General features: G+C 64.2%; 18 protein-coding genes. 5 read left to right on the top strand and 13 right to left on the bottom strand.

The window, feature by feature from the left end; all coding sequences use genetic code 11:
• Window positions 1–88: 88 nt before the first annotated feature.
• Window positions 89–1,339 (bottom strand): ABC transporter substrate-binding protein, encoded by a 1,251-nt coding sequence (locus AC1RT2_RS09815; RefSeq protein ID WP_069061049.1) that lies wholly within the window; start codon window positions 1,337–1,339, stop codon window positions 89–91.
• A gap of 341 nt (window positions 1,340–1,680) precedes the next feature.
• Here AC1RT2_RS09815 and AC1RT2_RS09820 point away from each other — a divergent pair, with 341 nt between their 5' ends.
• Complete coding sequence (locus AC1RT2_RS09820; RefSeq protein ID WP_374708723.1) at window positions 1,681–2,724, top strand: LacI family transcriptional regulator; 1,044 nt, start codon at window positions 1,681–1,683, stop codon at window positions 2,722–2,724.
• Between the two features lie 47 nt (window positions 2,725–2,771).
• Here AC1RT2_RS09820 and AC1RT2_RS09825 read toward each other — a convergent pair whose 3' ends face one another.
• From AC1RT2_RS09825 to AC1RT2_RS09845, 5 genes are read right to left on the bottom strand one after another with little or no spacing between them, the layout of a single operon-like run.
• A complete protein-coding gene (locus tag AC1RT2_RS09825) occupies window positions 2,772–4,277 on the bottom strand; it encodes an aldehyde dehydrogenase family protein (protein ID WP_493101516.1) in 1,506 nt (501 codons plus the stop codon).
• Window positions 4,277–5,056 (bottom strand): enoyl-CoA hydratase/isomerase family protein, encoded by a 780-nt coding sequence (locus tag AC1RT2_RS09830; protein WP_493101518.1) that lies wholly within the window; start codon window positions 5,054–5,056, stop codon window positions 4,277–4,279. The genes AC1RT2_RS09825 and AC1RT2_RS09830 overlap by 1 nt, the downstream gene beginning before the upstream one ends.
• A complete protein-coding gene (locus tag AC1RT2_RS09835; RefSeq protein WP_493101520.1) occupies window positions 5,049–6,662 on the bottom strand; it encodes an acyl CoA:acetate/3-ketoacid CoA transferase in 1,614 nt (537 codons plus the stop codon). The genes AC1RT2_RS09830 and AC1RT2_RS09835 overlap by 8 nt, the downstream gene beginning before the upstream one ends.
• Before the next feature lie 6 nt (window positions 6,663–6,668).
• A complete protein-coding gene (locus AC1RT2_RS09840; protein WP_493101522.1) occupies window positions 6,669–7,670 on the bottom strand; it encodes a Gfo/Idh/MocA family protein in 1,002 nt (333 codons plus the stop codon).
• The gene (locus AC1RT2_RS09845; RefSeq protein ID WP_493101524.1) at window positions 7,667–8,713 is read right to left on the bottom strand and encodes a LacI family DNA-binding transcriptional regulator; all 1,047 of its coding nucleotides are present in this window, start codon (window positions 8,711–8,713) and stop codon (window positions 7,667–7,669) included. The genes AC1RT2_RS09840 and AC1RT2_RS09845 overlap by 4 nt, the downstream gene beginning before the upstream one ends.
• Window positions 8,714–9,073: 360 nt before the next feature.
• On the opposite strand from AC1RT2_RS09845, the gene AC1RT2_RS09850 reads away from it, so the two are divergent.
• The 3 genes from AC1RT2_RS09850 (at window position 9,074) to AC1RT2_RS09860 (ending at window position 12,027) form a co-directional block, all read left to right on the top strand.
• Window positions 9,074–10,240, top strand: coding sequence for a dihydrodipicolinate synthase family protein (locus tag AC1RT2_RS09850; RefSeq protein ID WP_493101526.1), 1,167 nt, complete (start codon window positions 9,074–9,076; stop codon window positions 10,238–10,240).
• An 89-nt stretch (window positions 10,241–10,329) separates the two neighbouring features.
• Window positions 10,330–11,019 (top strand): uracil-DNA glycosylase, encoded by a 690-nt coding sequence (gene ung / locus AC1RT2_RS09855; protein WP_444799093.1) that lies wholly within the window; start codon window positions 10,330–10,332, stop codon window positions 11,017–11,019.
• Window positions 11,020–11,052: 33 nt separating this feature from the next.
• Window positions 11,053–12,027, top strand: coding sequence for a squalene cyclase (locus tag AC1RT2_RS09860; RefSeq protein WP_493101528.1), 975 nt, complete (start codon window positions 11,053–11,055; stop codon window positions 12,025–12,027).
• A 24-nt stretch (window positions 12,028–12,051) separates the two neighbouring features.
• Here the strand turns inward: AC1RT2_RS09860 and AC1RT2_RS09865 are convergent, their stop codons facing one another.
• From AC1RT2_RS09865 to AC1RT2_RS09890, 6 genes are read right to left on the bottom strand one after another with little or no spacing between them, the layout of a single operon-like run.
• Entirely contained in the window at window positions 12,052–13,002 is a 951-nt protein-coding gene (locus AC1RT2_RS09865) for a nucleoside hydrolase (protein WP_493101530.1), read from the bottom strand.
• A gap of 39 nt (window positions 13,003–13,041) precedes the next feature.
• On the bottom strand, window positions 13,042–14,400 hold the full coding sequence (locus AC1RT2_RS09870) for an NAD(P)/FAD-dependent oxidoreductase (protein WP_493101532.1): 1,359 nt from the start codon (window positions 14,398–14,400) through the stop codon (window positions 13,042–13,044).
• Entirely contained in the window at window positions 14,397–15,239 is an 843-nt protein-coding gene (locus AC1RT2_RS09875; RefSeq protein ID WP_493101534.1) for a metal ABC transporter permease, read from the bottom strand. The genes AC1RT2_RS09870 and AC1RT2_RS09875 overlap by 4 nt, the downstream gene beginning before the upstream one ends.
• Entirely contained in the window at window positions 15,236–16,108 is an 873-nt protein-coding gene (locus AC1RT2_RS09880; RefSeq protein ID WP_069061061.1) for a metal ABC transporter permease, read from the bottom strand. Before AC1RT2_RS09880 ends, AC1RT2_RS09875 begins: the two co-directional genes overlap by 4 nt.
• On the bottom strand, window positions 16,105–16,974 hold the full coding sequence (locus tag AC1RT2_RS09885; protein ID WP_069061062.1) for a manganese/iron ABC transporter ATP-binding protein: 870 nt from the start codon (window positions 16,972–16,974) through the stop codon (window positions 16,105–16,107). Before AC1RT2_RS09885 ends, AC1RT2_RS09880 begins: the two co-directional genes overlap by 4 nt.
• Window positions 16,971–17,861 carry a metal ABC transporter substrate-binding protein gene (locus AC1RT2_RS09890; protein ID WP_069061063.1) on the bottom strand — a complete coding sequence of 297 codons (891 nt, stop codon included), beginning with the start codon at window positions 17,859–17,861 and terminating at the stop codon, window positions 16,971–16,973. Before AC1RT2_RS09890 ends, AC1RT2_RS09885 begins: the two co-directional genes overlap by 4 nt.
• Window positions 17,862–18,074: 213 nt before the next feature.
• Here AC1RT2_RS09890 and AC1RT2_RS09895 point away from each other — a divergent pair, with 213 nt between their 5' ends.
• A complete protein-coding gene (locus AC1RT2_RS09895) occupies window positions 18,075–18,779 on the top strand; it encodes a hypothetical protein (protein WP_069061623.1) in 705 nt (234 codons plus the stop codon).
• Window positions 18,780–18,963: 184 nt separating this feature from the next.
• Here the strand turns inward: AC1RT2_RS09895 and lysS are convergent, their stop codons facing one another.
• A complete protein-coding gene (gene lysS, locus AC1RT2_RS09900; protein WP_493101538.1) occupies window positions 18,964–20,460 on the bottom strand; it encodes a lysine--tRNA ligase in 1,497 nt (498 codons plus the stop codon).
• Window positions 20,461–20,467 lie beyond the last annotated feature (7 nt).

A 20,467-nucleotide genomic window follows, 5' to 3' on the forward strand; every position in this document is an offset into this window, starting at 1 on the left:
CTTCTCCCCGTCGGGGAGAAGGGCTTTGCCGCGACGTTCAAGTTCCCTCTCCCCAGCGGGGAGAGGGTAGGGTGAGGGGGCTAGCCCCTTACTTCGCGGCCTCGACGGCGGCCTTGAGTTCCGTCACGGCTTCCTCGGAGGAAAGCTCGCCGTTGAACTGGCGGGTCACGACGTCATAGATCGCGTTCTTGACCGAGGCCGGATTGGCGTGGCCATGCGCCATGGAGCCGAACAGCGAGCCGTTGGTGTTGGCTTCTGCGAGGTCCTTGATGGCCTTCTTGCCGCAATCGTCGAAGGCTTCGTCCGAGACGTCGGTGCGGGCAGGGGCAGAGCCCTTGACCACGTTGAAGGCCGACTGGAAGGCCGGGCTTTCGATGGCGGTCGCCATTTCGAGCTGCGACGGGATCTTGGCGTCGGCAACCTTGAACATCGCGAACTGGTCGGAGTTGAAGGTGACCGAACCCTGCGTGCCCGGAAAGCGCATGCAGACGAAGTCCGTGCCCGGCTTCTTGCCGGCCTTGATGAATTCGCCCTTCGCCCAGTCGCCCATGAACTGCACGCCGGCCTTGCCTTCGATGACCATGGCGGACGCGAGGTTCCAGTCACGGCCCGAGAAGTTGTCGTCCACGTAGGAGCGCAGCTTCGTCATGCGGTCGAAGGCTTCCTTCATCTGGGCGCCGCCCAGCGTGTCCGGATCGAGATCGATGAACGCCTTCTTGTAGAAGTCGTTGCCGAAGGACAGAACGACCGCGTCGAAGATCGTCGCGTCCTGCCACGGCTGGCCACCATGGGCGACCGGCGTGATGCCCTGTTCCTTGAACTTGTCGAGGAGAGCAACGAGTTCGTCCCAGTTCGCCGGCTCCTTGCCGCCCGCCTTGTCGAGGGCTGCCTTGTTGACCCAGACCCAGTTCGTGGAGTGCACGTTGACCGGGGCTGCGATCCAGTGGCCGTCATACTTCGAGAACTGCTGGAGCGCGGTCGGGATGACCTTGTCCCAGCCTTCCTTGGCGGCGATGTCATCGAGATTGCCGAGTGCGCCTTCCTTGGCCCAGTCGAGAATGTCGAAGCCGAGCATCTGCACCGCGGTCGGCGCATTGCCGGCCGTGACGCGGGCGCGCAGCACCGTCATGGCTTCCGTGCCGCCGCCGCCGGCAACCGGCATGTCGGTCCAGGAGATGCCCTTGGCTTCCAGATCCTTCTTCAGAACGTCGAGAGCGGCGGCTTCGCCACCCGAGGTCCACCAGTGCAGAACCTCAACGCCTTCTGCTGCCTTGGCGGACATGCCGCCCATCGTCATCATCACCGCGGCGATTGCGGTGGTTGTTAGAAACTTGCGCATCGTATTCCTCCCGTTTGCAAGTTCGAGGGCGAGAGCCTCCTCCCGCCGATTTCCCCGAGGCCCTTGAAGGCGTCGGAATTTCGTTTGCGGCTCAAAGTGCCGCGCCAATTTAAAACGTTGTAAATTTGCGGAGTCAAGCCACCCGAGGCGTCGGCCGCGACTGCTTTCGCAAATGCGGTAAATTCGGGCAGTTCAGGCGATTGGCGCAAATTCGAGCGCTTGCTGCGCTGCACGGAAAACGTTTTAAATTCTGTGCGGTGCAAGATTGCTAGAGGCGTAGCGCGTCGGTATGGTGCCGCCGATCGACGCCCGCCATCCAAAGAAACGCACCCGTGTCCCGCATCGAAAAGCCCGCCGACAGTGAACCCGCCCGCAGCCCGTCCCGAGCCGGCAAGCCGACGCTGAAGACGATTGCCGAAATGACGGGCCTGGCGATTACCACGGTCTCCCGCGCGCTCGGCAATGCGCCGCAGATTTCCGAAAACACCCGCCGGCGCGTGCACGAGGTCGCTGCCGAGATCGGGTACCTGCCCGACCGCGCCGCGCAACGCCTCAAGACCGGCCGCACCAATGTCATTTCCGTGCTGCTCGATCCGCACGAGGAAATTCTGGGCTTCGGCACGTCCATCATGCATGGCCTGGCGCGCGCGCTCCAGACGACGCCCTACCATCTCATCGTCACGCCGAATTTTCTCGACGGCAGCAATGTCGATGCCGTCAACTACATCATCCGCAACGGCATGGCCGACGGCCTGATCTTTTCGCGCACCGAGCCCTTCGATCCGCGCGTGCGGCTGCTGCTCGAAAACGGCTTCCCCTTCGTCACGCATGGCCGCACGGAATTTTCCACTCCGCACGCCTTCGTCGACTACGACAATTACGCCTTCGCCTACGAGGCCACCAGGCGCCTGATCGTCAAGGGCCGGCGCAAGGTCACGATCATCCTGCCGCCGAAGCGCCTGACCTTTCACCAGCACATGCTGCACGGCTTCATGACGGCGGTGCGCGAGGCCGGTATCGCCTACGAAATTCCCGACACGCTCGATCTCGACAGTCCCGCCGACATGATCCGCGACTACGTGCGCCGCCGCAGCGGTGAGCCCGATCCACCGGACGGTTTCGCCTGTCCCGGCGAAGTCTCGGCACTCGCCACCATCACCGGCATGAGCGACCAGGGTTTTACCCTCGGCACGGAATACGACATCGTCGCCAAGCAGACCTCGCTGCTGCTCAGCCAGATCCAGCCCAAGGTCGAGACGATCTACGAGGACCTCAAGGCGGCCGGCGAGGCCATGGGGCAGCTGCTCTTGCAGCGCATCGCCGGCGAGCCCGTCGAGGACCTCACGATCCTGCAAAGCCCGCAATTCGGCTTCCCGACGCCCTGAGCGGGCGGCAAAGCCGATCCCATCCATGATTGCCGGGAAGGGTTTTGTCATCGCGGCATCCACCAGCCGGTGCGCGCGCCCATATGCATGTTGAGCGTCTTGGTCTCGGTGTAGTCCTCCACCGCATGGCGACCGAGTTCGCGGCCGAGTCCGGACTGTCGGTAGCCACCGAAGGGCAGTTCGGATGCGCCATCCATGAAGGTGTTCATCCAGACTGTGCCGGCGCGCACCTTGCGGCCGACCGTCAGGCAGGTGTCGAAGTCGCGGCTCCACACACCGGCCGACAGGCCGTAGTCGATGGCGTTGGCAATGCGGATCGCCTCTTCCGTCGTCTCGAAGGTCAGCACCGAAAGCACCGGGCCGAAGACTTCCTCGCGGGCGACCGTCATCTCGGGCAACACGCCGGAGAGGATCGTCGGCGCCATGAACTGGCCGAGGCCGAGATCGAGTGCGCCGCCGCCGAGTGCGACCGAAGCGCCGGCCCTGGTGGCGCCCTCAACATAGGAGCCGATCTTTTCGAGGTGCTGTGGCGTGATGATCGCGCCGACCTGGGTCGTCGGATCGAGCGGATCGCCGACCTTCACTTGTCTCGCAAGTTCGGCAATGCGGGCGGTCACGTCCGCCGCAATCGACGTGTGCAGGATCAGCCGCGAGCCGGCATTACAGCATTCGCCGGCGTTGAAATAGGCGCCGAAGACGGCGGCGTCGATGAATTCGTCGAGGTTCGCGTCTGGGAAGACGATCTGCGGGTTCTTGCCGCCGAGTTCCAGCGAGACCTTCTTCAGCGTCTGTGCTGCATTGGCCATCGTCAGGCGGCCGACGCCGGTGGATCCGGTAAACGAGATCATGTCCACGTCGGGATGCGTCGTCATCGGCGCGCCGACCTCGGGGCCGGTGCCGGTGAGGATGTTGACGACACCGGCGGGCAGGCCCGCTTCGATGAGGATTTCGCCAAGCACCAGCGTCGAGCCGGAGGTGAGCTCCGAAGGCTTGACCACTGTCGTGCAGCCGGCGGCGAGCGCGAAGGGCAGCTTCTGGCTGACGATCAGGAAGGGGAAGTTCCAAGGCGTGATGATCGAAACGACGCCGATCGCCTCGCGCAGCACGACGCCGAGCGTGCCTTCGCCGAGCGTGTTGTAGCTTTCGCCGTGCAGGTCACGGGCAAGGGCCGCGGCATAACGCCAGATATCGGCAGCACCGCCGAGTTCGCCCTTGGCCTGGCTGATCGGCTTGCCGCTCTCGATGCAGTCGAGGAAGGCCAGTTCATCGGCGCGGGCGGCGATGAGGTCGGCGGCCTTCAGCAGGATGTTGGAGCGCTCGGCGCCCGTCATGGTCGGCCATGGACCGTGGTCGAAGGCCTTGCGGGCGGCTGCGATAGCGCGTTCGGCATCGGCCTTGGTGCCGGCCGGATAGCGGCTGACCACGATGCCGTGGCCCGGTGCCACGCGTTCGAGCACGGGGCCTGCGCCTTCCGTCCAGACGCCGTCGATCAGCATGCGGAAATCGCGTGCCTTGAAGTTTTCCAGCGCCTTCGGCTTCACATGCGCGGTCATTACCATTCTCCCTTGAACTCTGCGGGGCGCTTACCCGTGAAGGCGGCGACGCCTTCCTTCAGGTCCCCGGTCTTGGCGACGAGGATCGAGCCCAGGGCCTCCACCGCCGCACCATTGTCTTCGCCGTTCGCCACGGCGATCATCAGTTTCGAGACTTCCGTCGCCGCAGGCCCACGGGCCGCAATGCGCGCGGCATAGGCCTTTGCAGCCTCGGCGGCCGTACCCGTTTCCACAACCTGGTCGACGATGCCGAGCGCCTGCGCCTCCACGGCGGTCAGCACCTCACCGCCGAGCAGCATGCGCCGCACGGTCTGCGCGCCAAAACGCTTCACCAGCCGCTGGGTACCGGACCAGCCCGGCACCATGCCGAGGCCGGCTTCCGGCAGGCCGATCTTCACCTGCGTTTCGGCGATGCGAATATCGGCGGCAGCCGCCAGTTCCAGCCCGCCACCGAGCGCGTGGCCGTTGACGGCGGCGATCAGCGGCATGCGCAACGTCGCCAGCCGTTCGAAGACGCGGTGGCCGAAGCGCACCCAGGCATGGCCGAATTCATTGGCTTCCATGCCGGCCCAGGCGCGGATATCGCCGCCCGCCGAAAAGGCCTTGCCCTCGCCGGTCAGGATGGCGACGCGCACGGCAGCATTCGCCTCGACCGCGTCGCAGGCAATGGAAAGCTCCTTCAGCATGTCAATGTCGAAGGCGTTCGCCTTTTCCGGCCGCGCGACGGTGATCGTCGCGACGTCGCCTTCAATGGAGATGCGGATGCGCGGCTCAGCCATGGTGTGCTCCTGCCAGCTGGCGCGGTGCCTTCTGCGGCAGCGTCAGGCCGATCGGCGCATCCGTGAACAGCGCGGCATCCATGACCTTCAGGTCCGGCGAAACGATGAGGTCGAATTCCGACTGGTCGAGGATGTGCGCCTGGAGATCGACGCCCGGGGCGATCTCGGTGAGCACGATACCCTCCGGCGTCAGCTTCAGCACGCAGCGCTCGGTGACATAGGTGATGTCCTGCCCCTGCGCCACGCCGCGCGGGCCGGAGAAGGTGACGTGCTCGACGGCGTTGACCAGCTTCTTGAGCTTACCTTCCTTCTCGATCACCAGTTTGCCGCCTTCGACGGCGAGTTTGGCGCCGGCATTGAACATGCCGGAGAAGACGATCTTCTTCGCCCGTGCCGTGATGTCGACGAAGCCGCCGGCACCCGCCGTCACATGCGGGCGGAAGGAGAGTTTTGACACGTTGACCGAGCCGTCCTTGCCGATTTCCAGGAAGGAGAGCAGCGAGGCATCGAAGCCCGCGCCCTGGAAATAGGTGAACTGATAGGGCGAGGGCATGAAGGCATCGGCATTCGACGCGCAGCCGAAGGCGAAATCGAGCAGCGGCACGCCGCCGACCGCACCCTGTTCGATCACCCAGGTGACGGCGCCGTGCAGGCCCTCTTCAAGGAGGATACGCGGCACGTTGGCGGAAATGCCGAAGCCGAGATTGACGGCGCTGCCGGCCTGCAGTTCCTGCGCCACGCGGCGGGCGATGACCTTCTGGATATTGAATTCCGGCACGCGGAATGTGTCGAGCGGCCGGAAGATTTCGCCGGAGATCGCCGGATCGTAGAGTGTCTGCGTCGTCTGCTTCTGGTCGGGATCGACCACGACGTAGTCGACCAGCATGCCGGGCACGCGCACGTCGTGCGGCTTCAGCGAGCCTTCCTTCACGATGCGCTTGACCTGCGCAATGACGATGCCGCCATTGTTGCGGGCGGCGAGCGCCTGGTCGAGGCCACCAAGATAGGCGCCTTCGTGTTCATAGGTCAGGTTGCCGCGCTCGTCGGCCGTCGTGGCGCGAATGATCGCCACCTGCGGCGCGATCGCCTTGAAATACAGCCACTCCTCACCGGCGAAGGTGATTTTTTCGACGACCGGGGTCTTCGCCGCCGAAGCGTTCATCGCGCAGCCTTCGCGGCTCGGATCGACGAAGGTTTCGACGCCGACCTTGGTGATCACGCCCGGGCGCTTGGCGGCGGCCTCGCGGTGCATGTCGAAGAGAATGCCGGACGGGACGTTGTAGGCGGCGACCTCGTCGCTGCCGATCATCTGCCAGATCAACGGCGGTTCGGACGAGGAGGGGCCGGAGGGATAGGAGCCGCCGATGATCGTCTTCAGCAAGCCCTTTTTCGCGATGTAATCCACGCCCTTGATGCCGCTCATATCGCCCGCCGCGATCGGATGCAGCGTGGTGAGGTTCTGCGGATGGCCGGTCTCGTCGAAGCGCTCGCCGATCGCCTTCAAAGTCAGGTCCGGGCAGCCGAGGCCGGAGGAGGAGGAGACCGAAACGACGGCGCCGTCAGGGATCAGGTCTGCGGCCTGGCGTGGCGTGATATGCTTGCTCATGATCTTTTAGAGTCCAGGTTCGATGCTGACCGTGCGGCCCGTGCGGGCCGCCTCGACGACCGCCAGCCCGGTGGCCAGCGACCAGACGCCGTCCTCGCCTGTGGCCGAGGGTTGTCCCTTGCCGGCAATGGCCGCATGAAAGGCGGCAAGTGCCGTTTCGTAGAGGTTGCGGTGATCGAGCGGCAGCTCCTGCTCGCCATTCGCATCGCGCAGCGTCACGGTGCCGGCGGCGCGCTGGCTCATGACGTTGCGGCCGATCAGCGAACCGTCCGTGCCGTGCACTTCCAGGCCGGTTTCGGCGTATTTGGTGGTGAAACCATCGTGGAACTGCGCAATCACGCCGTTCTCGAAGCGCAGCACACCCATCACCGCATCTTCCAGCCCGGCCTTGCCCATGCCGCCGGCCTGCGAAAAAGCGATCGCTTCCACCGGATTGGCGTCCAGCACGAAGCGCAGCGTGTCGGCGTCGTGCACGGTGATGTCGAGGATCACGCCGCCGCCGGCTTCCGGCTTGTCGAGGCGCCAGCCCTGCAGGTGCGGCGGCAGGTAGACGGCATGGAAGACGCGGGCCGACAGCGGCTGGCCGATGCGGCCGGCCTTGATCGCCGCGCGCATGGCACCGTGCGTCGCCGCATTGCGCAGGTGATGGTTGGTCGCCATGACGACGCCGGCGTCCTTTGCGGCCTTGACCATGCCGTGGGCATCCTCAAGCGACATCGCGAGCGGCTTTTCGCAGAGAATATGCTTTCCCGTCTTGGCCGCCGCCAGCGCCTGGTCGCGGTGCAGTTCGTTGGTCGTCGAAATATAGACGGCGTCGATGTCGGGATCATTCACCAGGCCGGCGAGCGTGGTGACCGATTTCGCAATGCCCTGCGCATCCGCATAGGCTCTGCCGCGCTCGGCATTCGTGCTCATCACCGAGACGATTTCGCCGCCCGTCGCGCGGATCGCGCCGATCACCCATTCCTTGGCGATTGTGCTCGCCCCGATCAAACCCCACCGTGTCATGCCGAAATCCTCCTCGTCTTGTCGCTCGATCCGGCGCCGCAGCTCTGGCGCACGACGAGGCGCACGGAACTGACGATCGCCTCGGGCTCTACCCGGCCCGCATTGATCTGTTTCAAAAGCAGGTGCGCTGCACGCCGGCCCATGCCCTGCGGGTCGACGGAAACCGTCGTCAGCGCGGGTACTGCGGTCTCGGCCTCGATCACGTCGTCGAAGCCGACCACGCCGAAATCGCGACCGGGCTCCTTGCCGGCGGCCCGCAGACCATCGCAGACGCCAAAGGCGGCCGCGTCGTTGAAGCAGAGGGCGGCGGTCGGCGGTTCGGGCAGCAGCAAGGCGCGCTCGATGGCCGCGACACCGCCGGCGCGCGACGCCGTCGTGGCGATGACGAGGGAATTCTGAGCTTCAAGCCCGCCCTCCGCCAGCGCCTCGCGCCAGCCCTGGACACGCTCGGTAAACACCGTGGTGTTCGAGATGCCGCCGAGAAAGGCGATGCGGCGATGGCCGAGCGCGATAAGGTGGCGCACGGCATCCTTCGCGCCTGCATAATTGTCGGAAAACAGCGTCGAGACCTTGGCGCCGACCACATTGCGCACCACGGCGACGACGGGAATGCCGCTTGCCACCAGCGGCTTCAGGTCTGCGGCTTCCGTGCCGCGGGCGGGCGAGAAGATGAGACCGGCAATGCCGTGTTCACGCATGGAGGCGATGACCTCGCGCTGGCGGTCGACGCTTTCGGCGGAGTTTGACAGGAACTGGACATAGCCGGCAGACTGCATGACCATGTCCATGCCGACGGCAAGTTCCGCGAAGAAGGAGTTGGTAAGGTCGTTGACGATGATGCCGATGATGCGCGAGGAGGCGGACTGGCGCAGGTTGGCAGCACCGCGATTGTAGACATAGCCGAGCTCGCGAATGGTCGCGTTCACCTTGGCGCGGGTCACCTCGTTCACGAGTGGGCTTGCCTGCAGGACGAGCGATACCGTCGACTTCGACACGCCGGCAGCGCGCGCAATATCGATGACGGTCACCCGGCCTTTGTTCACGATCAGTCCTCCCTGTGCGAGCTGCAATGTGCTCGCTTGTGGGATGCAGTTAATTGGATCGTTCCAAATTTGTCAAGTGCGTTTGATGAAGATTGAAGGCATATGTCGACCTGATCTTCTAGTGAAGCAACATCCTCTCCACTCGTTTTGGCGGGCGTGCTTTGGTCAATCCCAACCCAGGCGTAGCCTGATTTGAGGTTGATGCGCGGGGATAGGCAGGGCGGACGAGGGGCCGCGGCAGTTTCCTGTCCTGTCATTTCATCAGGGGCGGCCTGCCGCCAATTGGAGTGCTCCAAAAAATCGCACTTGAAATTTGGAACGATCTAAATTATTGCCCTGAGAAACCCTTGGGAGGATTTCATGCCGATCAACCTTTCCCTGCCGCGTGCTGATGGTGGCGTCGAAGCCTACGCTCTCGTGGGAACGCCCACGACGCGTCCCGCCGGCGTGCCCGTCTTCAGCCGTATCGCCTATGCCGCGGCCCATGTGGTATCGGACCCGCGTCGCGATACGCGCCCCTGGGAGGCGCCGGCCGTTGACTGGGACGCCACCATGGCTTTCCGCCATCATCTCTGGTCGCTCGGCTTCCGCATCGCCGAGGCGATGGATACGGCGCAGCGCGGCATGGGGCTCGATTGGGCCGGCGCGCAGGAGTTGATCCGTCGTTCGCTCGCCGAGGCCCGGACAGTGTCGGGCGCCGACCTCGCCTGCGGCGCCGGCACGGACCACCTGAACCCGGCCGATGCCCGCTCGCTGGACGATGTGATCGCGGCCTATGAGGAACAGGTCGGTTTCGTCGAAAAGCATGGCGGCCGGGCGATCATGATGGCCAGCCGCGCGCTTGCCCGTCTCGCCAAATCGCCGGACGATTACCGGAAGGTCTATGGCCGCATCCTCGGCCAGGCGAAGGACAAGGTCGTGCTGCACTGGCTCGGCGACATGTTCGATCCACAGTTGAAGGGCTATTGGGGTTCGGACAGTTTCGAGCCGGCGCTCGATGCGGTGCTGTCGATCATCGACGAAAATCGCGACAAGGTCGAAGGCATCAAGATCTCGCTTCTGGAAAACGCCAAGGAAGTGGCGCTGCGCGATCGCCTGCCGGAGGGCGTGCTGTGTTTTACCGGCGATGATTTCAACTATGCCGAATTGATCGAGGGCGATGGGCGCAAATACAGCCATGCGCTGCTTGGCATCTTCGATGCGGTGGCGCCGCAGGCCTCGACGGCGCTGGCTTCGCTGGCCGCCGGCGACGTTGCGACGTTCCGCTCGGTCATCGAACCGACCGTGCCGCTGTCGCGCAAGATCTTCGAAGCGCCGACGCAGTACTACAAGGCAGGCGTCGTCTTCCTTGCCTGGCTGAATGGCCACCAGGATCACTTCACCATGCCGGCCGGCATGCAGTCCGCGCGCGGCGTGTTGCACTATGCCGATGTCTTCCGCCTCGCCGACCAGGCAAATGTGCTCGACAAGCCGGATCTGGCCGCAGAGCGCATGAAAAGCCTGATGACCGTGCTCGGGGTGCGTTGAGATAGCTGTGGATGACCGGCCCTTTGGCCGGTCGCTTCGTCCATCCGGCGCTAAACTCCGCCTCCTCGAAAGCGTGACGGGAGCGGACGATGACGGATGTGAAGATCGGCGAAAGCTGGAAGGCGCCGCTCGCGGCGGAATTCTCCAGTCCCTACATGGCCGACCTGAAGACCTTTCTGCTGGAGCAGAAGCAGGACGGGCGGCGCATCTTCCCCAAGGGCCCCGAATATTTTCGCGCGCTGGACCTGACGCCGCTCGATGAGGTGCGGGTCGTCATTCTCGGTCAGGACCCCTATCACGGCGAAGGACAGGCGCACGGACTGTGCTTTTCCGTGCAACCCGGCGTGCGCATTCCGCCGTCGCTCGTCAATATCTACAAGGAATTGCAGGACGACCTCGGCATTGCGCGGGCTAGCCATGGCTTCCTCGAACATTGGGCCAAGCAGGGCGTGCTGTTGCTCAACAGCGTGCTGACGGTGGAAATGGGCCGCGCCGCCTCGCATCAGGGCAAGGGCTGGGAACGCTTTACCGATGCGGTGATCCGCGCCGTCAACGAGCAGGAAAAACCCGTCGTCTTCATCCTCTGGGGCTCCTACGCACAGAAGAAGGCGGCCTTCGTCGATAGCAAACGCCACCTCGTGCTGCGATCGCCGCATCCATCGCCGCTCTCCGCGCACAACGGATTTTTCGGCACGAAGCCGTTTTCCAAGGCGAATGCCTTTCTCGAAAAACACGGCCGCAAGCCGATCGACTGGCAGTTGCCGGGCACGCCGGAATAGAAATCGGCGGGATGCGGTGATAGATTCTACCGCATGGCTCCCACCGGTTCCGTCATCGACTGGCTGCTCTCTTCGGATCCCGCGATCCGCTGGCAGGTGATGCGCGACCTCCTCGACGCGCCGGAAGCGGAATGGCAGGCCGAGCGCGCCAGGGTGGAAACCGAAGGCTGGGGCGCGCGGCTCCTCTCCCATCAGGATCAGGACGGCCAATGGGCCGGTGGCGCCTTCATGCCGGCCGGCTACACCGAGGAGAACTGGCGCGAGCTCGGCCAGGCCTGGATCGCCACCTGCTTTTCCCTGCAGCAGCTTTACGACTTCGGCTTCGATCCTTCCTCGGCGCGGGCGCGGCGTACGGTTGATCTCATTGCGAAAAATTCGCGCTGGGACCATGACGGCCAGCCTTTCTGGGATGGCGAAGTCGAGGAATGCATCAATGCCCGCACGGTGATGGTGGGCGTCTATTTTGGCGTGGAAGTTTCACAGATCGTCGAGCGCTTGCTGGGCGAACGGCAGCCGGACGGCGGCTGGAACTGCGAGCGCTGCAACGGCTCGCATCGCTCGTCCTTCCACACGACGATCAATGTGCTGGAAGGGCTTCTCGACTACGAAAAAGCCAAGGGCGCCACGGCGAAAACGCGCGCAGCACGGGCAGCGGGTGAAGCCTATCTGCTGGAACGCGGTCTCTTCCGCCGCCTCGGCACCGGCGCGCCGGCTGATGAACGTTATCTGAAATTTCTCAACCCAAACCGCTGGCGTTACGATGTTCTGCGCGGGCTGGCGTATTTTCGCGCGGCGTCGCTGGCGACGGGTGCTGTGCCCGACCCGCGCCTGCGCGAGGCGATCGGCCATCTGCGCTCCCGGCAGTCGGACGACGGCACCTGGCCGCTCGACTGGACCTTGAAGGGGCCGGTCTGGTTTGAGATGGAAGTGCCGGGACAGCCCTCGCGCTGGATCACGCTTCGGGCTTTGCGCGTGCTGCGCTGGTGGGATGAAAACGCCGGCCGGTGACGGGCACCGGCCGGCGGTTCCCGGTTAGCGTACCAGCGTCTCGTCGAGCAGCGCCATCACCTTTTCCGCATCGATGCCGATGCAGGCATGCTGGCTCGGCAGGTCGTCCCAGTTGCCAGGCGGGAAGCTGCGGGCGTCCGGCTTCTGGATCGTCTGGCCATCGGCAATGCCGCCGGCGACGACGCGGATCGCGCCACTGCGCGTCTCGAAGAGTTCGGGGGCGACGAGATAGACGCAGGCGCAGCTGTCATGCACCACCATGCCCTCGTCCTTCACATGCTGGCCGTAGAAATCGATGTAGAACTGCGAGATGTCGGAGAGCAATTTCAGGTGCTTGCCGTTCTGCGCCGTGAGGTCGGCCAGCCGCTTGCGCAGCATCACGGTCTTCATCGTCACGTCGAGACCGACGACGACCACCTTCCACGCCGCCCCCATCACGACGTCGGCCGCCTCCGGGTCGCCGTGGATATTGGCTTCGGCGGCGGGCGTGATGTTGCCGGGCACGTCGAAGGCGCCACCCATGATGATGACCTGCTTGACGAGACCGGCGATCTCCGGGTCTTCCTTCAGCGCATAGGCGAGGTTCGACATGCGGCCGACGGCGATCAGCGTCACTTCGCCGGGATTGGCGCGGACCGTCTCGATGATGAAGCGGTGCGCCGGGCGCGGATCGAGCGGCAGGTCGATCGTGTCCGGCACATCGATATTGCCGAGCCCGTCATGGCCGTGGATCATCACCGGCCAGTCGATCGGGTTGCGCATCGGATTGTAGGTCTTGCCGTCACCCTTCGCCACCGGTGCCCCGATGCCCCATTCGCGCTTCAAAAACAGCGCGTTGCGCGTCGTCGTCTCGATCGAGGCATTGCCGAAGACGGTGGTGATGCCGATCAGGTCGATCTCGGGGTGATTGTGCAGGAACAGCAGCGCCATCGCGTCGTCGACGCCGGGATCCGTATCGAAAATAACCTTGTGCATGGTCGTTTCTTTCTTTTTGTTGTCCTGGAGATCGCGCGTTTACTGGAAGCGGGCGATGGAGAAGGGGGCGAGTGCTGTCTCTCCTTCGCCGGCCAGCAACCGGGCGACATGGCGGCCGGTCGTTGCGGAAAGCGTGAGGCCGAGATGGCCATGGCCGAAGGCGAAGGCGATGCGCGGATCGCCGGGATGCAGGCTGATGACGGGCAGGCTATCCGGCGTCGAGGGGCGCCGCCCCATCCACTCCGTGCCGCCCTCTTCCGGAAGGTCGGGTACATAACGCCGCATCTTCCTGCGCATCGCGGCGGCACGCTTGTAATTGGCGGGCGCGTCCGGCGAGGCGAGTTCCACGGCGCCACCGATACGCAGCGCATTCTCGAAGGGTGTCGCGACGAAGCCGTGTTCGGAGAAGAACACCGGCATTTCCAGCGTGGTCGAGGGGTTCATGAAGGTCGTGTTGTAGCCGCGCTCGGTTTCAAGCAGCACCGTCAGGCCGAGATCGGCGACGAAGCGGCGCGACCAGACGCCCGAGGTGATCGCCAGCCGATCGAAGGTGAATTCGCCGCCGCCTTCCGTCCTAACGACGATGCCGTTCTCGGCGCGCGCCACCGACGAGACGGTGGCATCGAGCAGTGTCGCGCGCTCGCGCAGCACGGCCTGTAGCCGGCGCAGGAAGGTCAGCGGATATTCGAAGGTCTTGTAGCCGTCGCTGAAGGTGGCGCCGGCAAAGGCGCCCTGCAGCGCCGGCACACGGCGGCGGGTTTCCTCGGCGTCCAGTTTTTCGACATTGCAGCCGATCAGCCTGGCATTCTCTGTCTCGTGCGCGAAAGCCTTGTCGCGGGCCGCAACAGTGTCGAAAACGGTCATGGCGCCGGTATCGCGCATATGGCCGGATATGCCGGCGAAATTTCCGAGGCGCACATGATCGGCCTCGGCCGTCTTCATGAGGTAGAGCATGGCTGCGCGGCTTGCGGTGACGTTTGCCGAGCGCGCGGAGAGCAGGAACTTGAAAAGCCAGGGTGTGAGCGCCGGCAGGTCCTGCCAGCGAACGGTCAGCGGTCCGAGTGGATCGAGCAGCCATTTCGGCACGGAGAGCAGCATGTCCGGCCGGGCGAGCGGATCGATTTCCGGTACGGCCAGAATGCCCGCATTGCCGACGGATGCGGGCAGGCCACCGGCGTCCCGCTCGAGGATGGTGACGCTGTGGCCCTGCTCCAACAGATTGAGCGCTGTGGCACAGCCCATGAGGCCACCGCCGACGATACCGATATGCGCCATGCCGTCCCGCTGCTTGTTCTCGTCTTCATTGGGCCTGCCGCGAAGCACGCGGCCGACCGGTCGCGGCGGACGATAGACGGAAACCGCACCTCTGTCGACACGGCCGCGGCCGTGCCGGATCACGCCTCCTGTGCCGGCCTGCGGCTTTGCAGCACGTTGCGGAAGAAGGCCAGGATGAAGAGGATGGTCATCAAAAGCACGATGGTCGGGGCCGGCGCACTGTCGATCAGGAAGCTCAGCCAGATGCCGAAGAACGTCGCTCCGACGGCAACCGCGACGGCGACCATCAGCATGCTCGGGAAGCGCCGGGTGACGAGGGCGGCAATGGCGCCCGGCGCCACCAGCATGGCGATCGCGATGATGATGCCGACCGCCTTCAGCGCGCCGACCACCACCAGCGACAGCACGGCCAGCAGGCCGTAATGCAGCAGCTTGACCGGCAGGCCGATCGCGGATGCGTGCTGCCGGTCGAAGGCATGCACCAGCAGGTCCTTGCGGAAAAGCAGGATGAAGCCGGTCGAGGCAAGCGCGATGACAGCCGTTTCGACGAGATCCGAAATGGCGATGCCGAGCATGTCGCCGAACAGGATGTGGTCGAGATGGATGTCCGGCTGGATCTTGACGTAGAGCACCAGCCCGATCGCGAACATGCCGGAGAAGACGATGCCGAGGATGGTGTCTTCCTTCACCCGGCTGTTATCCTTGAGGTAGCCGGCGGCAAGTGCGCAGAACAGGCCGGCGACGAAGGCGCCGACCGCAAAGGGCAGGCCGACCACATAGGCGATGACGACGCCCGGCAGCACGGCATGGGAGACCGCATCGCCCATCAGCGACCAGCCCTTCAGCACCAGATAACAGGACAGCAGCGCCATCGGCACGGCGATCATCAGCGTCACCAGGAAGGCATTCTGCATGAAGGCGAGCTGGAAGGGCATGATGGCGAGTTCGAGCGTCTCGTTCATGGCTTGGCGCCTTCCACGGGTTCGAGCGCCAGCTGGCCCTTGCGGCGTGCGGCAAGCAGGCCGTGTTTCGGTGCGAAGACGAAGGCCAGCAGGAAGATCGCCGTTTGCAGCACGACGATGATGCCGCCGGTCGCACCGTCGAGGAAGTAGGAAATATAGGCGCCGACGAAGCTTGTGCCGGCACCAAGCGATGCCGCGATGATGATCAGGCGCTGGAAGCGGTCGGTCAAAAGATAGGCGGTGGCCCCCGGCGTCACCACCATGGCGATGACCAGGAAGGCGCCGACCGTCTGCATGGCGGCGACCGTCGAGGCGCTGAGTAGTGTGAAGAACAGGATTTTCAGGCCCGTCGGGTTGAGGCCGATCGAGCGGGCATGGCTCTCGTCGAAGAAGGTGACCATCAGGTCCTTCCACTTGAACAGCAGGATGATGAGCGTGACCGCGCCGATGATGGCGAGCTGGATCGTATCCTCGGGGCTGACGGCAAGGATGTTGCCGAGCACGATGGTCTGGATGTTCACCGGCGTCGGCGACAGCGACACCATGAACAGGCCAAGGCCGAAGAAGGAGGAGAAGATCATGCCGATGATCGCGTCTTCCTTCAGTTTGGTCTGGCGGTTGAGGAAGAGCATGGCGGCGGCGGCAAGTCCGCCGGAGAGGAAGGCGCCGGCCGCAAAGGGCAGGCCCAGCATATAGGCGCCGGCAACGCCCGGCACGATCGAGTGCGAGAGCGCGTCGCCGATCAGCGACCAGCCCTTCAGCATGAGATAGGCGGAGAGGAAGCCGCAGATGCAGCCGACCAGCGCGCTGACCCACATGGCGTTGACCATGTAGCCGTAACCGAAGGGCTCGAGGAGCGTGTCGATCACGGTGTCTTCTCCTTCTCGGGCTCGCCATAGATGACGAAGGGGCGTTCGTCGTCGGTGATGACGGTGATCGAGCGCTTGTCCTCGTCGTCGTGCAGGTCATGGCCGCCGAGAATGAAGTGACGCAGCACGCCGCCGAAGGCGCGCTCCAGATTGGCCTCGGTAAAGGTTTCCGCCGTCGGGCCGGAGGCTATGACCGTGCCTTTCACGAAGACGGTGCGGTCGCAGAAATCCGGCACGCTGCCGAGATTGTGCGTCGAGACCAGCATGACGCGGCCTTCGTCGCGCAGCTTGCCGAGCAGTTCGACGATCTGCTCTTCCGTGTTGACGTCGACGCCGGTGAAGGGTTCGTCGAGCAGGATCACCTGGCCTTCCTGCGCCAGCGCCCGGGCAAGGAAGACGCGCTTGCGCTGCCCGCCGGAAAGCTCGCCGATCTGCCGTTTGCGGAAGGCCGCCATGTTGACGCGCGACAGCGCCTCGTCGACCAATTCGTGGTCGCGCTTGCTCGGAATGCGCAGCCAGTTCATGTGGCCGTAGCGACCCATCATCACCACGTCCTCGACGAGCACGGGAAAGGTCCAGTCGACCTCTTCTGCCTGCGGCACATAGGCGACGAGGTTCTGCTTCAGCGCCTCCTTCACGGAAAGGCCGAGGATCGTCACCTTGCCGGCGGCGACCGGCACGAAGCCCATGATCGCCTTGAACAGGGTGGATTTACCGGCACCGTTGACGCCGACGAGCGCGGTGATCGTGCCCTTCGGCACGGAGAAGCTGGCATGGCGCAGCGCCGTCATGCCGTTGCGATAGGTGACGGTCACGTCTTCCGCGACGATGCCGTCCACCTTTTTCGGCTTGCCGCCCATCATCATTGCGACAGGCCCTTCACGATGGTCTCGGAGGTCACGCGCAACAGGTCGAGATAGGTCGGCACCGGGCCGTCCGCCTCGCTTAGCGAGTCGACATAGAGGATGCCGCCATAGGTGGCGCCGGTTTCGGCAGCGACCTGCTTGGCCGGGTCGGCGGAGACGGTGCTTTCCGAGAAGACGACGTGGATATTGTGCTCGCGCACGGCGTCGATCACCGCCTTCACCTGCTTGGGCGTGCCCTGCTGGTCGGCGTTGATCGGCCAGAGGAAGAGTTCCTTGAGGCCGAAATCGCGGGTGAGGTAGCTGAAGGCGCCTTCGCTGGTCACGAGCCAGCGTTTTTCCGCCGGCAATGCCCCGATCTTCGCCTTCATCTCCTCGCCGAGCGCGGTGATCTTCGCGCTATAGGCCTTGGCGTTGGCATCATAGGTGGCGGCATTGGCGGGATCGAGCGCGACAAGCGCCTTGCGGATATTCTCGACATAGATCAGCGCATTGTTGGGCGACATCCAGGCATGCGGGTTCGGCTTGCCCTGGTAGGGGCCGTCCACGATGCTCATCGGCTCGATGCCCTCGCTGACCGTGACGTTCGGCACGTCGCCGAGATTGGCGAGAAACTTCTGGAACCAGAGTTCCAGGTTGAGGCCGTTCCACAGCACCAGATTGCCGCCCTGGGCCTTCAGGATGTCGCGCGGCGTCGGCTGGTAGTTGTGGATTTCGGCACCCGGCTTGGTGATCGATTCCACGACTGCCGCATCGCCCGCGACGTTCGAGGCAATGTCGGCGATGATGGTGAAGGTCGTGACGACCTTCGGCTTTTCCTGTGCGATTGCGGGGGCGGCGGAAACCAGCGTCAGGCTGACAAGAAGGGCATTGAACGAACGGCGGAGCATCGGCTCTCCTGAGCTGCTTTTGCGAATGAGTTGCATTAAACTATAGGGCGCTTTCGGCGCCTGTCAAACGCAATTGCAAATCATTCGCAAAAACGTCCCGAAATCGGACGCCGGCGTTTAAAACTTCCGAAACGCCCGCGGTGTAATGTGCGCAAAGTTCGCGTGGTCTCGGCGCGTTCCATGTTCCTGCGTTCAAAGAGAAGTCTGTCGCCCGTGAAGTTCCTTCCGACCTCGTTCCGCTTGTCCCGGAAGCTTCTCATCATCGTCGCCGGTGTCGTCGTGCTGACCGGCGCATCCGGTGCCGCGGCGATTTTCGTCGGGCGCGAGGCGCTGCTCGGGCCGCCCTCGGAACAGGTGTCGGGCGTCGCCTGCACCACGGTCACCACCGTTCGCCTCGACCGCAACGGCCAGCACTGGCTGCGCAAATATGTGCGTTCGGATGCCAAGGACGGTGAAGTGCGCATCAAGACGGCGCTGCGCGTCGCCGGTGCCGTCTCCAACCATGAGGCGGCCGATCTCTACCAGGTTATCCTTCTCGACGCGGCAGGCCCGATAAACCGCGCCGACATGCGCGGCCGCGCTATCGGCGCAGAAGTGCTCTTCGCCCGCGATCCTTCCGCCATCCCCGGCATGAACGCGCCCTTCGTCGCGCGCTATACCGATGGCACGCCGGCCGAAAACGGCGAGTTTTACGGCGAGCGCAAGGAATTGTCGCTCGACGAGATCAAGACCATCGTCACGGGCATGGAAGAGCGTGCGGATTGTGTCGATCCGAATGCCGTGGCGGAGGAGGGCGGCGGACACGGCGAGGCGAAAGCTGAAGGTGGCCATGAAGCGCCGGCCGAAGGCGAGGGCGGCGGCGACCATGCCGCCGCTGCCGAAGAAGGCACGCAAGAGGTCGCCAAGAGCGAACACTAGGCGCTGGTGGGGGAGACTTGCCCCTCATCCCGCTGCCGCGACCTTCTCCCCGCAAGCGGGGAGAAGGGATATGCCGAACCGGCCACCCGATGTCAGGAAACCATAGCGCCTTGTACCCTTCGACCCGCTTGCGGGGAGAAGGTGCCGGCAGGCGGATGAGGGGCCGTGCCGGCTGTAAAGGCTGTCAGTCCGCCTTTGCCCGGCGGGCCGGGAAGAGGATGACGTCGCGGATCGACGGAGCGTTGGTGAGCAACATGATCAGGCGGTCGACACCGATGCCGAGGCCACCGGCGGGCGGCATGCCCTGGTCGATGGCGTCCAGGAACTCGTCGTCGAGCTGCTTGGACTTCTCGCCGCGGGCATGGGCCTGTTCGAGTTGCTCGACCATGCGGGCGCGCTGCTCTTCCGGATCGTTCAATTCGGAAAACGCGTTGCCGAGTTCCCAGGTGTTGCAATAGGTCTCGAAACGCTCGACGAGGCGCGGTTCGCCCGGCACTTCCTTGGCGAAGGGCGAGATGTCCTTCGGGAAGTGGGTGACGTGGCTCGGCTGGATCAGCGTCGGCTCGACCTTCTCCTCGAAGAGGAATGCGAGGCATTCGCCCCAGGTCCAGTCCTTCTCGACTTCGAAGCCGGCGGCCTTGGCGGCAGCACGGGCTTCTTCGTCCGTCTTCAGGGCGAGGAAGTCGATGCCGGTCACGTCCTTAACGGCATCGGGCATCGGCACGCGCTTGAACGGGCCCTTGAAGGAGATTTCCTTGTCGCCATAGGCGAATTCCGTCGAGCCGTGGATCTTGACCGCGAGCTCGGCGAACAGGCGCTCCACGAGGTCCATGATGTCCTCGTAGTCGGCATAGGCCCAGTAGCACTCCATCATGGTGAATTCGGGGTTGTGCCGCGTCGACACGCCCTCATTGCGGAAGTTGCGGTTGATCTCGAACACCTTGTCGGTGAGGCCGGAGACCAGCGTGCGCTTCAGATAGAGCTCCGGCGCGATGCGCAGGAACATGTCGAGCTTCAGCGTGTTGTGGTGCGTCTTGAAGGGCTCGGCCGTCGCACCGCCATAGACGGAGTGCAGCATCGGTGTCTCGACTTCCATGAAACCGTCGTTTTCCATGAAGTGACGGATGCCCGAGACGATCTTCGAGCGCTGCTGGAAACGCAGCTTCGATTCCTCGTTGGTCATGATGTCGAGATGGCGCTTGCGATAACGGATTTCGACATCCGCCACGCCATGCCACTTTTCCGGCATCGGCAGCAGGGTCTTCGTCAGCATGACGATTTCCTGCGCGTTGATCGTCAGCTCGCCACGCTTGGTGCGGCGCACGACGCCGGTGACGCCGATGATGTCGCCGAGGTCGATCATCGGCAGCAGCGCGCGCGCCTCTTCCGGCGTCGTGTCCTTGTGCGAAAAGATCTGGATTTTTCCCGAGGCGTCATGGATGTCCATGAACATGCCGGAATTGCGCGAGGAATAGACGCGGCCGGCCACCGTCACGACGTCGCCGCTTTCCGTGTCGAGTTCCAGCGTCTCGTATTTCTCAGCCAGCTCCGCATTGGTCATCGTGCGGTGGAAATGCGCCGGATAGACGTCGCCGATCGTCTTGCGCAGCTGGTCGAGCTTCTGGCGGCGGACTTCCGTCGGATCGGAGGAAAGGCCGGTTTCTGTCTTCGTGTCGGTCATTTTTCGA

It is taken from the genome of Shinella sp. GW821-FHT11G07, from assembly GCF_058808115.1.